Raw genomic sequence first — 13,528 nt, 5'->3', positions numbered from 1 at the left:
CAGGCGCGGTGGCTCAGATGAGGCCGAGCGAGCGGACCGCCTCGCGCTCCTCCGCCAGCTCCTTGACGGAGGCGTCGATGCGGGTGCGGGAGAAGTCGTTGATCTCCAGGCCCTGGACGATCTCGTACGAGCCGTCCTTGCAGGTGACCGGGAAGGAGGAGATCAGGCCCTCGGGGACGCCGTAGGAGCCGTCCGACGGGATGCCCATGGAGGCCCAGTCGCCGTCGGCGGTGCCGTTGACCCAGGTGTGGACGTGGTCGATGGCGGCGTTGGCGGCGGAGGCGGCCGAGGAGGCGCCGCGGGCCTCGATGATGGCCGCGCCGCGCTTGGCGACGGTCGGGATGAAGTCGTCGGCCAGCCACTTCTCGTCGTTCACGACCTCGGCGGCGTTCTTGCCGGCGATCGACGCGTGGAAGATGTCCGGGTACTGGGTCGCGGAGTGGTTGCCCCAGATGGTGAGGCGCTTGATGTCGGCGACCGTCGAGCCCGTCTTCTTGGCGAGCTGGGTCAACGCGCGGTTGTGGTCCAGACGGGTCATCGCGGTGAAGCGCTCCGCCGGCACGTCCGGCGCGGCGGCCTGGGCGATCAGCGCGTTGGTGTTCGCGGGGTTGCCGACGACCAGGACCTTGATGTCGTCCGCGGCGTGGTCGTTGATGGCCTTGCCCTGCGGCTTGAAGATGCCGCCGTTGGCCTCGAGGAGGTCACCCCGCTCCATGCCCTTGGTGCGCGGGCGGGCGCCGACGAGGAGGGCGACGTTGGCACCGTCGAAGGCGACGTTCGGGTCGTCGCTGATGTCGATGCCCTGAAGGAGCGGGAACGCGCAGTCGTCGAGCTCCATGGCCGTGCCCTCGGCGGCCTTCAGCGCCGGCGTGATCTCCAGGAGGCGCAGTTTGACCGGCACGTCCGCGCCGAGCAGCTGGCCGGAGGCGATGCGGAAGAGCAGGGCGTAACCGATCTGGCCGGCCGCGCCGGTGACGGTGACGTTCACGGGAGTGCGGGTCATGGCGTTCTCCGTATGACAGCAGGCGGTGGGGCGTCCCTGCCCCGGGGTGCGGGATCCCGCCACCGGCCGCTGACCGGCGGCGCCGCGATGACCGATCACGCAACGGATGATCGATCTCTTGGCGTCAAGAGAGATCCAGCCGTCAGGCTATCGCCTCTCCGGAATCCCGGTGGGCCGGGCCCCTGTGGCCCGGCCCACAGAGTGACCCGTTGACGTGGGAGAGGCGGCCGCCCGTCCGGGAGAGGAGGGACGAAGGCGGCCGCCGTATGGGGGTTGCCGGAAAACCGGACTCCCGTGGGGGTACTGTCCGCGTGCCCGGTTCGGCGGCCCCCACACCTGTCCCGCGCCACTTGTCATCCGGACGGGCCTGGACCGCTGCCCCCCGGTCTCACTGACTGGTGCACCCCGTCTGTCCCGACGCCAGCGTCGCGCACGCCTTGGCCTGCGTCGCGTCCCGCACCGCGACCATGGGCGTGTACGCGATCGTCTCGCCGGCTGCCGCGAGGGTGCCGCGCTCCGTGCGCGCACCGACCGTGACCCGGACCTCGTCGCCCTGGACGGCCTGGGTGATACGGGCCCAGGCGGCACCGCAGGTCTTGCTGTAGCGGACCTCGACCAGGGTCGTGCCGACGGTGACGCTCTCGACCGTGCTCACCAGGTTGCCGCTGCACCCCATGGCCTCGGCGTCCTTGCCGGTGCAGCCGTCCGCGACGCACTTGACACCGGGCGGCAGGCTGACGTCGGCGGACGGGGAAGGCGACTTGGCCGCTTCCGCGGCCTTCTTGTCGTCCCCGCCTCCGGTGAGGAAGAGGACGGCGCCGATCACGGCCAGGGCGCTGGCCGCGCCCGCGAGGAACATCATCACCTGCCGCTTGCGTGCCCCGGAGGAGGCGGGACGGGGAGACCGCGGAGGCTCGCCGTGCGTGCCCGGGGACCCCTGGGTGTACGGGTGGCCGGGGTCGCTCTGGGCGTACGGGGCGGCGGAAGCCGCGGAGTGCGGACCCGAGGGTCCGGCAGCCGGCGCGGCGCCGCCGGCCGGGGACGCCGTGGCGCCGGGGGCGCGTCCACCCGTCCGGGACGGTCCCCGGTAACCGGCCAGCCCCCAGGAGTTGCCGCCCGACGCCTCGGAACCGGAACCCGATCCGGTGGCGGAGTCGGGGCGGGCGTCGGGGGCGGAGTCGGGGTCAGGACCGGGGCCGGGCGCGGCGGGCGTGGGCGCGGCGGCCGGGAGGACGGCCGTTCCCGAGACGTCCTCCGAGGCCGCCGACGCCTTCCTCGCCGCGCTCTCACGGGCGTCGGCGTCGGACGCCGTCGGCTGCACCGGCACCGCGGGGGACGCGCCCGCCGGGCCCGCGCTCCCCGGGGCCGCCGTGGCGGTGCCGTTCTTGCGGGCCGCCTTGCCCCCGCCCGCCTCGGCGCCGGGTACCGCCGCGCCGAACTCCCCCAGTGCGGCGCGCGCCTGGGATATCCGGATGGCCTCCATGGTCCGGTCGTGGCGCATCTCCGCACGGCTCCAGGCCCGTTCGGCCAGCTCCCACATGGTGGTGAGGTGGACCGGATTGGTGCCCGTGACCTCGGCGAGTGCCACGACCGCACCCTTGGGTGCCAGGAGCCGTCCGTTCAGATAGCGCTCCCAGGACGTCTTGCTGTAGCCCGTGCGATCTGCCAGTGCGGCGATGCTCAGGCCGCCGCGGTCCACGAGCCTGCGCAACTGGCTCGCGAACTCCCTTATCTGTGGATCGAGTTCATCGGGCAAGGCCTTCCAACGAGGCATCGCTTCCCCTTCCCCCCGGTACGTGCTGGTTGTTCCCCGCGCATGACGTCCTGTGCCGAGTCCGTGCCCTCGGTCTTCGGTGTTCTTCAGTGTTCTCGGTTCTCGGTTCTCGCTACCCACAGGAGTGCGCCCCGCCAGGATCTCAGGTCCCGCGTCAGGGGCGCACGGAAGCATTCGAACCGAAGCGCGCGCCGGTGCGCCGACCGCCCACGCTAGCCCGACGGGCGGAAGGCCTCACCCGCGCGGCGGGCTCTGTCGACGCATCGGCACATCCCGGATCCCGGCGTGACCTCGTGCGCCGCAGAGGTCCCCGGCTCACCCGGCGAGGCCGGGTCAGATCCTGTGGCAGAGCGCGGAAACCGTAGCGGAACGGTCACTTCCGTGCCACAGCGCACGGACAGGCGTTGAACAGCCCGTTCACGGTGCAGGAGGGTTGGTCCCGGCGGCGGCCCGTCCTGACTCGGGGGAGAGGACGGGCCGCCACCGCGAACGCCGGACGGCGAGCACGGCGAGCGCCGCGAGCGGAAAGGTGAGCCGTTGAACCCTCCCGGTCACAGAACTAGCCGTTGCGGACCGTGAAGTGCAGCGCGTCGTCCAGGAACGGAATCTCCAGCCAGGGCCTGGGCTGGGCCATCAGCGCCAGCAGGACGATGACACAGCCCAGCAGGCCGTAGGTGACGATGTCCGTGAAGCGGGAGCGGACCGCGAGCATGCCGACCCGGGGCAGGAACCAGCGCAGCCCGGCCCCGCCGAGCAGTGCGAGCCCGATCAGCAGCAGACCGACCCTGAAGGCGTCGAAGGCGGTCACCAGCAGCCCGAGCCCCACCGTGCCCAGCACGGCCAGCAGCGGCCACTGCCGGGCGGGCGCCGGGGCGCCGCCGGGCGCGGCCCGGCCACCGCCCTCCGGCCGCGCGGTGTCCCGCGTCAGCATCGGAAAGCGGCGTGTGTCCCGGCGCGGCTTCCCCGCGGCGGCCGGCACGCCGGCCGCGTCCCGTACCTCTGTCTCCGGCTCCGCGGGAGACGGCTCCCGCCCGGTGCCCTCCACCTCAGCCGACACTGCGCTCCGCCGCCTCGACCACGTTCACCAGCAGCTCGGCCCGGGTCATCGGACCGACTCCACCAGGGTTCGGGGACAGCCAGCCGGCGACCTGGGCCACGTCCGGGTGAACGTCGCCGACGATCTTGCCCTCGGCGTTGCGGGAGACACCGACGTCGAGGACGGCCGCGCCGGGCTTGACGTCCTCGGCGCGGATCAGGTGCGGGGAGCCGGCCGCGGCGACGATGATGTCCGCGCGGCGCAGGTGCGCGGACAGGTCACGGGTGCCGGTGTGGCACTGGGTCACCGTGGCGTTCTCGCTGCGCCGGGTCAGCAGCAGCGGCATCGGCCGGCCGATGGTCACGCCGCGGCCGACGACCACGACCTCGGCGCCCTTGATCTCCACGCCGTGGCGGCGCAGCAGCGTCAGCACGCCGTTGGGGGTGCAGGGCAGCGGGGCGGGCTCGTTGAGGACGAGCCGGCCGAGGTTCATCGGGTGCAGGCCGTCCGCGTCCTTGTCCGGGTCCATCAGCTCCAGGACACGGTTCTCGTCGATGCCCTTGGGCAGGGGCAGCTGGACGATGTAGCCGGTGCAGGCGGGGTCCTCGTTCAGCTCCCGGACGACCGCCTCGATCTCGTCCTGGGTCGCCGTGGCCGGCAGTTCCCGCTGGATGGAGGCGATGCCGACCTGGGCGCAGTCACGGTGCTTGCCGGCGACGTACTTGCGGCTGCCGGGGTCGTCCCCGACCAGGATCGTGCCGAGTCCGGGCGTGACGCCCTTCTCCTTCAGCGCCGCCACACGGGCGGTCAGATCGGTTTTGATCTCGGCTGCGGTGGCCTTGCCATCGAGAATCTGGGCGGTCATGTCCTCATCCTCGCGGATGACCGGCTCACGGTTCCAATCCGGGAGGTCCGCGCCCTCTGTCCGCGCCCGGCGCCCGTGGCCGTCTTGATCGGTGATGTTGCACTTGCACAACACATGCGGAATGCGGCTGGACAAGTAAGTCGCCGGTAAAGAACCATGATGAGCACAGTGCCGCGGGCAGCTCTTCGGGGGGACGGACCGCACTTCTGTGAACTCTCCTCCGCACGGTGCCGCGCGTCCCCGCACCTGATCGACGGAGGAATCAACCGCCATGAGTTACGGCGACTCGAACAACCCCTACGGCGCGCCGCAGCAGCCGCCCCAGCAGCCCGGTTTCGGCTATCCGCAGGGCCAGGCCCCCGGCTACGGCTACCCGCAGGCCCCGCCCGTGCAGCAGCCGTACGGCGCACCCGTGCCGCAGACGATGCCGGGCACCGTGAAGGCGGCCCGCGTGCTGCTGTTCGTGCTCGGTGGTCTTCAGGCGCTGGGCGGCGTGGTGATGATGGTGGCGAGCAGCTGGTTCGCCGACAAGATCCAGGAAGTCGTCTCCGCCGACGACAACGTCTCCGCCGCGGACGCGGACAAGGCGGCCAGCATCGGCGCGGGCGTCATGATCGTCCTCGGTGTGTTCGTGCTGGCGTTCGCGTTCTGGGCGATCTTCACCGCCGTGAAGGTCCCCGCCGGGCGCGGCGGCGTGCGCGTCTCCGCGATCGTGTACAGCTCGTTCGTCATCCTGTTCAGCCTGCTGAGCCTGGTGGGCGGCAACGTCCTGGCACTGCTCAGCCTCGCCATGGGCATTCTGATCATCGTCTTCTGCGCCAACAAGGCCGGCGGCGCCTGGTTCAACCGCCCCAGCTACTGAACAGTTCGCGCCATGTGCTCCGAGGGCCGTGTCGGCACCACACAAAGTGGGACACGGCCCTGGTGCGTCGCCCTGGTCCGGATTCCGTAGCCGTCAGGCACGAGGAGACGCGCCTTGTGCAGCATCATCGTGGTACCTCCGCCGACCACGAGGGACGAGCAGCACGGCACCCAGTTCCGGCCGCGCCCCGCGAGCGCCTCGCCAGGCGTCCTGGACGGTGAGCAACCTCCCCGCCCGCCACCCGTACGTCGTGGAGAACCCGGAGGGCGCCGGCGAGCACATCGAGGTCGCACCGGGGCGACTGGACGCGCCGGTTCCCTTCGAGTCCTCCCGGATCGTGCTGCCCGCGGCCGGGGACCCGCTGCCCGTCGAGGTGTGAACACCACGGCACGACTGTCTGAGCGGCACGGGCGCCACCGACGGCGAACCCACCGCGCCCGCCTTCTCCGTGGACCGCAGCAAACGCTGCTTCGCGGTGCCTCCGGCGCCAAGGTCTGCAAGAGCACCAACACGGGGTCCGTCGTGGGCCGCATGTACTCCGACCCGTCCTGGTTCGTCTGCAAGTCCGACGGCGGGCGGAACCACGGTGGCCCGCACCCCACCCGCTGGGTCCACACCCAGGCGGACAACGGGGCCCTGGGCTGGATGAGCGGCGACGACATCGCCTCGGAGACCAACCCGCTGCCCTCGTGCTGAGGTCCGCGTGGACGCGGCCTCCGGCTCTCTCCGTGAGAGAGCCGGAGGCCGCGGCCGTCAGGGGCGTTCGCCGATCAGTGGAAGAAGTGGCGGGTCCCGGTGAAGTACATCGTCACGCCCGCCTTCTGCGCGGCCTCGACGACCTGCTCGTCGCGGATCGAGCCGCCCGGCTGGACGATCGCGCGGACGCCGGCGGCCATGAGGATCTCGGGGCCGTCGGGGAACGGGAAGAACGCGTCCGAGGCCGCGTAGGAGCCGCGGGCCCGCTCCGCGCCGGCCCGCTCCACCGCCAGCTTGCAGGAGTCGACACGGTTGACCTGGCCCATGCCCACGCCGACCGAGGCCCCGTCCTTGGCGAGCAGGATCGCGTTGGACTTGACCGCCCGGCAGGCACGCCACGCGAAGGCGAGCTCGGCCAGCTCGCCGGGCGACAGCGCCTCACCGCTGGCGAGGGTCCAGTTGGCCGGGTCGTCGCCGTCGGCCTGGAGCCGGTCGGTGGCCTGGAGCAGCACGCCGCCGTCGATGTGCTTGGCCTCCACCCGGCCGCACGGTCCGTTCGGGGCCTTCAGCACCCGGATGTTCTTCTTCTTGGCGAGGGCCTCCAGCGCGCCGTCCTCGTAGTCCGGCGCGACGATGACCTCGGTGAAGATCTCCGCGACCTGCTCGGCCATCTCCTTGCTGACCGGGCGGTTGACCGCGATCACCCCGCCGAACGCGGACAGCGGGTCGCAGGCGTGCGCCTTGCGGTGCGCCTCGGCGACGTCGGCGCCGACCGCGATGCCGCACGGGTTGGCGTGCTTGATGATCGCCACGCACGGCTCGTCGTGGTCGTACGCGGCACGGCGGGCGGCGTCCGTGTCCGTGTAGTTGTTGTACGACATCTCCTTGCCGTGCAGCTGCTCGGCCTCGGCGAGTCCGCCGACCGGGCCGCCGGTGTAGAGGGCGGCGGGCTGGTGCGGGTTCTCGCCGTAGCGGAGGGTGTTCTTGCGCGCGTAGGTGGCGCCGAGGAAGTCCGGGAAGGAGGACTCGTCGACGGGCGCGTAGGAGGAGGCGAACCAGGAGGCGACGGCCACGTCGTAGGCGGCCGTGTGCTGGAAGGCCTCGGCGGCCAGGCGCTTGCGGGTGGCGAGGTCGAAGCCGCCGTCCCGCACCGCGGCGAGGACGTCGGCGTAGCGGTCCGGGCTGGTGACCACGGCCACGGACGGGTGGTTCTTGGCGGCGGCGCGGACCATCGAGGGGCCGCCGATGTCGATCTGCTCGACGCACTCGTCGGGCGAGGCGCCGGAGGCGACGGTCTCGCGGAACGGGTAGAGGTTGACCACGACGAGATCGAAGGGCTCGACACCCAGCTCGCCCAGCTGCCGCCGGTGGTCCTCCAGACGCAGGTCGGCGAGGATGCCGGCGTGCACCTTGGGGTGCAGCGTCTTGACCCGGCCGTCCAGGCACTCGGGGAAGCCGGTGAGGTCCTCGACCTTGGTGACGGGCACGCCGGCCGCGGCGATCCGGCCGGCGGTGGAGCCGGTGGAGACGAGTTCGACGCCCGCTTCGTGCAGCCCGCGCGCGAGCTCCTCCAGGCCGGTCTTGTCGTAGACGCTGACGAGCGCGCGCCGGATGGGCCGCTTGTTCTCGGCGGTCACTGGATAACTACCTTTCGTCCCTCGATGCGATAGCCGTTGCGGGCGAGCCGCCCCACGACCTCGACGAGCAGCCTTCGCTCGACTTCCTTGATGCGCTCGTGCAGCGCGCTCTCGTCGTCCTCGTCCCGTACCTCGACCACGCCCTGGGCGATGATCGGGCCGGTGTCGACGCCGTCGTCGACGAAGTGGACGGTGCAGCCGGTGACCCTGGCGCCGTACGCGAGCGCGTCCCGCACACCGTGGGCCCCGGGAAAACTGGGCAGCAGGGCGGGGTGCGTGTTGACGAACCGCCCACCGAACCGCGCGAGGAACTCCTTCCCCACGATCTTCATGAACCCGGCGGAGACGACGAGGTCGGGCTCGTGGGCGGCGACGGCCTCGGCCAGCGCCGCGTCCCACTCCTCGCGCGTGCCGTAGTCCTTGACCTTCCGCACGAAGGTCGGCAGCCCGGCGCGCTCGGCGCGCGCCAGCCCCTCGATGTCGTCACGGTCGGCGCCCACGGCGACGATCTCGGCGCCGTAGGCCTCGGCTCCCACGTCGGCGATCGCGTCGAGGAGCGCCTGAAGATTGGTGCCGGATCCGGAGACCAGCACGACGAGGCGCTTGGCCACGGGCTTGGCGGCCACTATGGGGCCCTTTCTCGGGGAAGCTGTTTTGTACGGTCGTACGAATGCTTCGCGCCCCCGGATACGGGGAAGCCTACGAACCGGCCGACCGCCAGCAACGATACCGGCACTTCGGACGGCCCCCATGGGACGGGGGCGTGGCCGGAAGGTAGCGTCTGGGGAGAGCTGGTACGGGAACGCACCGCACGCACCGTGCGTTCACGCGGTGAGAGTCCCCGGACCGTGGGCACCCAGCGCCTTCGGGGGGAACCTCTCCATCGGATCGTCCATGCCGGAACGGTCGTGCCAGATCAGTCGTGACTCACCAAGGGGAAGACGCTCACTTGATGCCGGACCGCAGCCTGCGACCCCTCACCTTCCCTTCCCAGTCGGCGCAGGGACGGCTGCGCGGTGCCGTGGTGCTGCGGGAGCGTCCGTCCTCGCCTCCGGACGCGTCCTCGGACGGGCGGGACGGCGCCGGACGCGGCAGCGCCTCCCCCGACGACAACCCCTTCGCACCGCCCCCGAAGGGCACCCCCGACCGCCCCTGGCAGCCCCGTCCGCAGTCCGGCCGTGACGCGTCGTCCGAGGGCGGATCCGACGGGTCCGGCGAGGGCGGCGGCCAGGCCCCCTGGGGCAGCCAGTGGAGCGACCACCAGCCCGGCCGCTCCTCCAGTGGATTCGGCGAGCGCCCGCAGCGGCCCGGCGGCCCGCAGAACCCGAGCGGCGGCCCCGGTCCGCGCTGGGACCCCACCGACCCCGCCCAGCGCCGTGCGCGGTACGCCCTGCTGTGCGGCATGTGGGCCTTCTTCTTCGCCCTGTTCAGCTGGCCGTACGTGGCCCTGCTGCTGGGCGCGCTCTCCCTGTACTGGGGTGTCAGCTCGCTGCGCGCCAAGCCGCGCGGGCAGGGCCCGGGCGGACCGGCGCCCGAGGGCCGCCCCCAGACGACGGCCGCGGTCAGCGGCCTGGTCACCGCGTCACTGGCGCTCGCCCTGGTCGCCGTGAACTTCACGGCGCAGCTGGTCTACCGCGACTACTACTCGTGCGTGAACGACGCCCTCACCAACGAGGCCAAGCAGTCCTGCGACCAGCATCTGCCGCCTGAGCTGCGGGGAGTGCTGGGGATCAGCGACTGACGGGGGCGTCCGGCGCGGGAGGCTCCTCCGCGCCGGGGTCCTGTGCGGGGGGTCGTGGCACGAGGGGTTCGCGCGGGGAAACCCACAGGGATTCCCATACGGAAAGTTCCCGCCGGGTGGGCGGGGCCACTTGGTCCCCGTGACCGGGGGCCGGAGGGGGATCCACCGGCTTCGGGGGCACGGGCGGCCTCACGGTTCCTTCGGGCTTCGCGTTCTTCTCCGCCGCCGCGGCCTCGCGCGGCGCCTCCGTCCCTGCCGCCGTCTCCTTCAGCGCGGCCCGGCGGGCCTGCGGGGCTCCGTCGTCCTCGTGCCAGGAGGGGGGTCCCGGCACCGGCGGGCCGAAAAGCAGTACGTCGTACGGCTCGAGGAGGTCGTCGTAGCGATCGGGCACCGGCGTGGGCTGCGGGGGCCGGGGCTTCGGGGCCTTCGCCCGCAGAAGCAGGCCCCACCGGCGCACTCTTCCGCGCATGGCTTCGGCGGGCGACGGACGCGGCACCGTGACGGTCGCGCCCGCCCGGGGTTCGCCGGTCTCCGGCTCGGCCACGCCGCCCACCACCACCCGGCCCGAGCGGCAGCGCCATGCCCGCAGCGCCGCCGCCGTCGGCACGGCCGCCGTCACGGTCCACACCAGCGCCGCAGCGCCCACCTGCCACCCGACGGGCCCGAACCGGGCGAGTACAGAGCCCCCGAGCGGACCGCCGGCCAGTGCCGCGAGCGCCCCGAGAACCGCCGCGCACAGCAGACAGGCCAGCCCGGCACCGGCCACCGTCCGCCGCCACGACCAGGCCCGCACGCGTGTCTCTCCGCCGTCCCGCTCCGCGACGCCCCGCTCCTCCCGCACCGCCGCCCCGGCCACGAACCAGCCCATCGTCAGCCCGGCCGTCACCGGCAGCGACACCGTCACCCAGTTCAGCGCGGTGCCGGGGCCGGGGTCCGGAACCGCGGCGAGCAGCGGGAAGGGCGGCAGCAGCGGGGCCGGGGCGGAGGACAGCGGGCCGACGGCATGACCGGCGCCGAGCACGAAGCCGGGTCCGAGGGAGTAGGCCGCCGCCCACAGCAGCGCGTTCGGCAGCAGCGCCAGGCACAGCAGCAGTACGGCGAACCGTCCCGTCCAGCCCTCGGTCAGCTCCAGGAAGGCCTCCTGGACCGTCCCGGCGTGCACCACCAGCGACACCACGAGCATCAGCGCCCCGCCGCCGACGAACACCATGGCACCGGCCCCCGCCGCCCGCGCCGCGGCACCCAGGCGCACCTGCGGGCCCGGCCCGAGGAGCAGCCGCCTCACGCCGCCCGGCAGCCGTCGCAACGCCCGCTCCAGGGGTGCGCGGGGGCAGCCGTACGCCTTCCACACGCCACTGCCCGCGGCCGCCGCGGTGAAAAGCGGTACGCACACCGCCGCCCACGCCCACGAGGGCCGCAGCGCACCGCCGTCCGCGTACGCGGCGGCACCGGATCCGACGGCGAGGTAGCCGAGGACGATGCCCGTCCAGGCGCTGCGGGGTGGGAGGAGCGGCCCGCCGTCGCCCCCGTCGGTCGCGTCCCGGGCCGCCCGGTGCACCAGCAGCGCGGGCAGCGCGAGCAGCAGCAGCGGGGTCACTCCGACGGGCGCGGGGACCCCCGTGAGGGTTTCGGTGCGGATCAGTTCGGCGCCGTGCGCCAGCAGCCACAGCGCGGCGGCGACATGCAGCGCGCCGCCGGGGCCGCTGTCCGGATACGGCGAGCTGATCCACAGCGCGACGACGACCACGGCGAACGAGCCGAGGCCGAGCCCCGCCGCGACCGCGCCGCCCACGAAGCCGGCTCCCAAGCCGGGTGAGCGGTCCCGCAGGCGGGTGCGAAGGCGTGACAGCGGTGGACGTCGGCGGGTCGTCTGGATCACGACTTCCATGCTCCCAACGACACGCGCTTTACCGGCGCAACAGGCGAACCTCCGCCGTGTCACTCAATATACGATTATGTTCCCATTCACACCAAGGGACGCATCATGACGAACAGTCATGCGAACCCGCTGCCATCACCCACGGAGTGCCGGCGCTCCTGCACGGCCGCCTCCCTGACGCGGGATCAGGTCGTCGACGAGGCGGACGACGCCCTGACACCCGCTCAGGCCTTCGACATCCTGTACGCGTTCTGCGCCCCCGCCCTCGTACGGCAGGCCTATCTGCTCACCGGCCGGCGCGAGCGGGCGCGCAGGTCCGTGGAACGGGCCTTCCAACTGGCCTGGCAGCGCTGGCCGGAGGTGGCCCACGACCGGGACCCGGCGGGCTGGGTGCGGGCGGTGGTGCACGAGTGCGCGCTGTCCCCCTGGCACCTCTTCCGCCGGCGCGGCCACGTCCCCGACCCGCTGTCCGACCCCGCGGACCGCGCGCTGCAACGCGCCCTGCTGCTGCTCCCGTCGTCATACCGCCGCACCCTGGTGCTCTACGACGGTGTCGGCCTCGACCTGCCCGAGACGGCGGCGGAGACGGAGGCGAGCACCCCGGCCGCGGCGAACCGGCTGATGCACGCGCGCGAGGCGCTCGCCGCACGCCTGCCGGAGCTGTCCGATCCGGCGGAGCTGCACCGGCGGCTGGTCCGCCTGGCCTCGGCGGAACGCCTCGGGGCGGGCGAGCCGGCGGGCGTGCGCACGGCCGGGGAACGCCGGACCCGGTTCTGGACCCGGTCCGCCATCGCCTTCACGGCCACCATCATCGGCGCGACGACGCTCACCCTGCGCACCGCCCCCATGCACTACCTGGCCCCGGTGTCCCCCGGGCACACGGTCCAGGGGCTGCCGGCGCAGGGCATGCTCGGCCCGCTCTCGCCGGAGGCGCTCGCGCTGCGCGGCGGGTTGAGGAAGGAGACGGCGGGCGGGCCGGAGCGGCTGGCACCGGAGCCCAGATGACTCGGCTGGGCCGCGGACCGGCTGGTCCGCTCCCGGAAACGCCGGTGTGTCTCCGCGGAAGACGCCGGTGCGCCCCCGGAAACGCCGGTGGGCCCGCCCCCATCTGGGGGTGGGCCCACCGGACCGGCTCGGAGAGCTCGGCCGCCGAGGGCGGCCGTGTGCAGCCGCCCGGGGCGGCCGGTGCTCAGCTGCCGAGGATGGCGCGAGCCAGCTTGGCCGTCTCGGTCGGGGTCTTGCCGACCTTGACGCCCGCGGCCTCCAGGGCCTCCTTCTTCGCCTGGGCGGTACCGGAGGAACCCGAGACGATGGCGCCCGCGTGGCCCATGGTCTTGCCCTCCGGGGCGGTGAAGCCCGCGACGTACCCGACGACCGGCTTGGTCACGTTCTCCTTGATGAACGCCGCGGCCCGCTCCTCCGCGTCGCCGCCGATCTCACCGATCATCACGATCAGGTCGGTGTCCGGGTCGTCCTGGAACGCCTTCAGCGCGTCGATGTGCGTGGTGCCGATGATCGGGTCACCACCGATGCCCACACAGGTGGAGAAGCCGATGTCCCGCAGCTCGTACATCATCTGGTACGTCAGCGTGCCCGACTTCGACACCAGACCGATCCGGCCCGGCTTGGTGATGTCGGCCGGGATGATGCCCGCGTTCGACTGACCCGGCGTGATCAGACCCGGGCAGTTCGGGCCGATGATCCGCGTCTTGTTGCCCTTCTTCCCGGCGTACGCCCAGAAGGAGGCCGAGTCGTGCACCGCGATGCCCTCGGTGATGACCACCGCGAGCGGGATCTCCGCGTCGATCGCCTCGATCACCGCGTCCTTGGTGAACTTCTCCGGAACGAAGATCACCGTGACGTCGGCGCCGGTCTTCTCGATGGCGTCCTTCACGGTCCCGAAGACCGGTACCTCGGTGCCGTCGAAGTCCACGCTCTGGCCCGCCTTGCGCGGGTTCACGCCACCGACGATGTTCGTGCCCGAGGCCAGCATGCGACGCGTGTGCTTCTGGCCCTCGGAGCCGGTCATGCCCTG

Annotated in this window: 12 protein-coding genes and 1 pseudogene; 5 read left to right on the top strand and 8 right to left on the bottom strand. The window is 72.7% G+C overall.

The window, feature by feature from the left end:
* Positions 1-13 precede the first annotated feature (13 nt).
* The 4 genes from ACIQMV_RS04190 to ACIQMV_RS04175 all read right to left on the bottom strand — a co-directional run bounded on the left by ACIQMV_RS04190 (position 14) and on the right by ACIQMV_RS04175 (position 4,678).
* Positions 14-1,003 carry a malate dehydrogenase gene (locus tag ACIQMV_RS04190; protein ID WP_141359201.1) on the bottom strand — a complete coding sequence of 330 codons (990 nt, stop codon included), beginning with the start codon at positions 1,001-1,003 and terminating at the stop codon, positions 14-16.
* Between the two features lie 388 nt (positions 1,004-1,391).
* Entirely contained in the window at positions 1,392-2,777 is a 1,386-nt protein-coding gene (locus ACIQMV_RS04185) for a helix-turn-helix domain-containing protein (RefSeq protein ID WP_402590995.1), read from the bottom strand.
* 559 nt (positions 2,778-3,336) lie between these two features.
* A complete protein-coding gene (locus ACIQMV_RS04180; protein WP_172632876.1) occupies positions 3,337-3,834 on the bottom strand; it encodes a DUF3017 domain-containing protein in 498 nt (165 codons plus the stop codon).
* Complete coding sequence (locus tag ACIQMV_RS04175; protein ID WP_141359206.1) at positions 3,824-4,678, bottom strand: bifunctional methylenetetrahydrofolate dehydrogenase/methenyltetrahydrofolate cyclohydrolase; 855 nt, start codon at positions 4,676-4,678, stop codon at positions 3,824-3,826. Before ACIQMV_RS04175 ends, ACIQMV_RS04180 begins: the two co-directional genes overlap by 11 nt.
* Positions 4,679-4,949: 271 nt before the next feature.
* On the opposite strand from ACIQMV_RS04175, the gene ACIQMV_RS04170 reads away from it, so the two are divergent.
* The 3 genes and pseudogenes from ACIQMV_RS04170 to ACIQMV_RS04160 all read left to right on the top strand — a co-directional run bounded on the left by ACIQMV_RS04170 (position 4,950) and on the right by ACIQMV_RS04160 (position 6,236).
* Complete coding sequence (locus ACIQMV_RS04170; RefSeq protein WP_141359208.1) at positions 4,950-5,540, top strand: hypothetical protein; 591 nt, start codon at positions 4,950-4,952, stop codon at positions 5,538-5,540.
* A 114-nt stretch (positions 5,541-5,654) separates the two neighbouring features.
* Positions 5,655-6,136: pseudogene (locus tag ACIQMV_RS04165) on the top strand (FHA domain-containing protein); the annotation flags it as partial.
* Entirely contained in the window at positions 6,063-6,236 is a 174-nt protein-coding gene (locus ACIQMV_RS04160; RefSeq protein ID WP_402591933.1) for a hypothetical protein, read from the top strand. The pseudogene ACIQMV_RS04165 and the gene ACIQMV_RS04160, both read left to right, overlap by 74 nt.
* A gap of 74 nt (positions 6,237-6,310) precedes the next feature.
* On the opposite strand, the gene purH is transcribed toward ACIQMV_RS04160, so the two are convergent.
* Together purH and purN are read right to left on the bottom strand one after the other, a co-directional pair.
* Entirely contained in the window at positions 6,311-7,873 is a 1,563-nt protein-coding gene (purH, locus tag ACIQMV_RS04155) for a bifunctional phosphoribosylaminoimidazolecarboxamide formyltransferase/IMP cyclohydrolase (RefSeq protein WP_402590992.1), read from the bottom strand.
* Positions 7,870-8,499 (bottom strand): phosphoribosylglycinamide formyltransferase, encoded by a 630-nt coding sequence (gene purN / locus ACIQMV_RS04150; RefSeq protein ID WP_402590990.1) that lies wholly within the window; start codon positions 8,497-8,499, stop codon positions 7,870-7,872. The genes purH and purN overlap by 4 nt, the downstream gene beginning before the upstream one ends.
* 326 nt (positions 8,500-8,825) lie before the next feature.
* Between purN and ACIQMV_RS04145 the strand changes: the two genes are divergently transcribed.
* Positions 8,826-9,614 (top strand): hypothetical protein, encoded by a 789-nt coding sequence (locus tag ACIQMV_RS04145; protein ID WP_402590988.1) that lies wholly within the window; start codon positions 8,826-8,828, stop codon positions 9,612-9,614.
* On the opposite strand, the gene ACIQMV_RS04140 is transcribed toward ACIQMV_RS04145, so the two are convergent.
* Positions 9,604-11,502 carry a DUF6350 family protein gene (locus ACIQMV_RS04140; RefSeq protein ID WP_402590987.1) on the bottom strand — a complete coding sequence of 633 codons (1,899 nt, stop codon included), beginning with the start codon at positions 11,500-11,502 and terminating at the stop codon, positions 9,604-9,606. The genes ACIQMV_RS04145 and ACIQMV_RS04140 overlap by 11 nt on opposite strands.
* Before the next feature lie 96 nt (positions 11,503-11,598).
* Here ACIQMV_RS04140 and ACIQMV_RS04135 point away from each other — a divergent pair, with 96 nt between their 5' ends.
* On the top strand, positions 11,599-12,498 hold the full coding sequence (locus ACIQMV_RS04135; RefSeq protein ID WP_402590985.1) for an RNA polymerase sigma factor: 900 nt from the start codon (positions 11,599-11,601) through the stop codon (positions 12,496-12,498).
* Positions 12,499-12,682: 184 nt separating this feature from the next.
* On the opposite strand, the gene sucD is transcribed toward ACIQMV_RS04135, so the two are convergent.
* The coding region (gene sucD, locus ACIQMV_RS04130; RefSeq protein WP_402590984.1) for a succinate--CoA ligase subunit alpha at positions 12,683-13,528 on the bottom strand (846 nt) is incomplete at its 5' end.

It is taken from the genome of Streptomyces sp. NPDC091412 (assembly GCF_044756885.1).
Classification (GTDB): domain Bacteria; phylum Actinomycetota; class Actinomycetes; order Streptomycetales; family Streptomycetaceae; genus Streptomyces.
Note: the sequence above shows the minus strand (reverse complement) of the source record. Positions and strands in the feature narration are given on the sequence as shown.

Coding starts and splice junctions, on each gene's coding strand:
- ACIQMV_RS04190 (WP_141359201.1), bottom strand. CDS start 1,003: ATGACCCGCACTCCCGTGAACGTCACCGTCACCGGCGCGGCCGGCCAG.
- ACIQMV_RS04185 (WP_402590995.1), bottom strand. CDS start 2,777: ATGCCTCGTTGGAAGGCCTTGCCCGATGAACTCGATCCACAGATAAGG.
- ACIQMV_RS04175 (WP_141359206.1), bottom strand. CDS start 4,678: ATGACCGCCCAGATTCTCGATGGCAAGGCCACCGCAGCCGAGATCAAA.
- ACIQMV_RS04170 (WP_141359208.1), top strand. CDS start 4,950: ATGAGTTACGGCGACTCGAACAACCCCTACGGCGCGCCGCAGCAGCCG.
- ACIQMV_RS04145 (WP_402590988.1), top strand. CDS start 8,826: ATGCCGGACCGCAGCCTGCGACCCCTCACCTTCCCTTCCCAGTCGGCG.
- ACIQMV_RS04140 (WP_402590987.1), bottom strand. CDS start 11,502: ATGGAAGTCGTGATCCAGACGACCCGCCGACGTCCACCGCTGTCACGC.
- ACIQMV_RS04135 (WP_402590985.1), top strand. CDS start 11,599: ATGACGAACAGTCATGCGAACCCGCTGCCATCACCCACGGAGTGCCGG.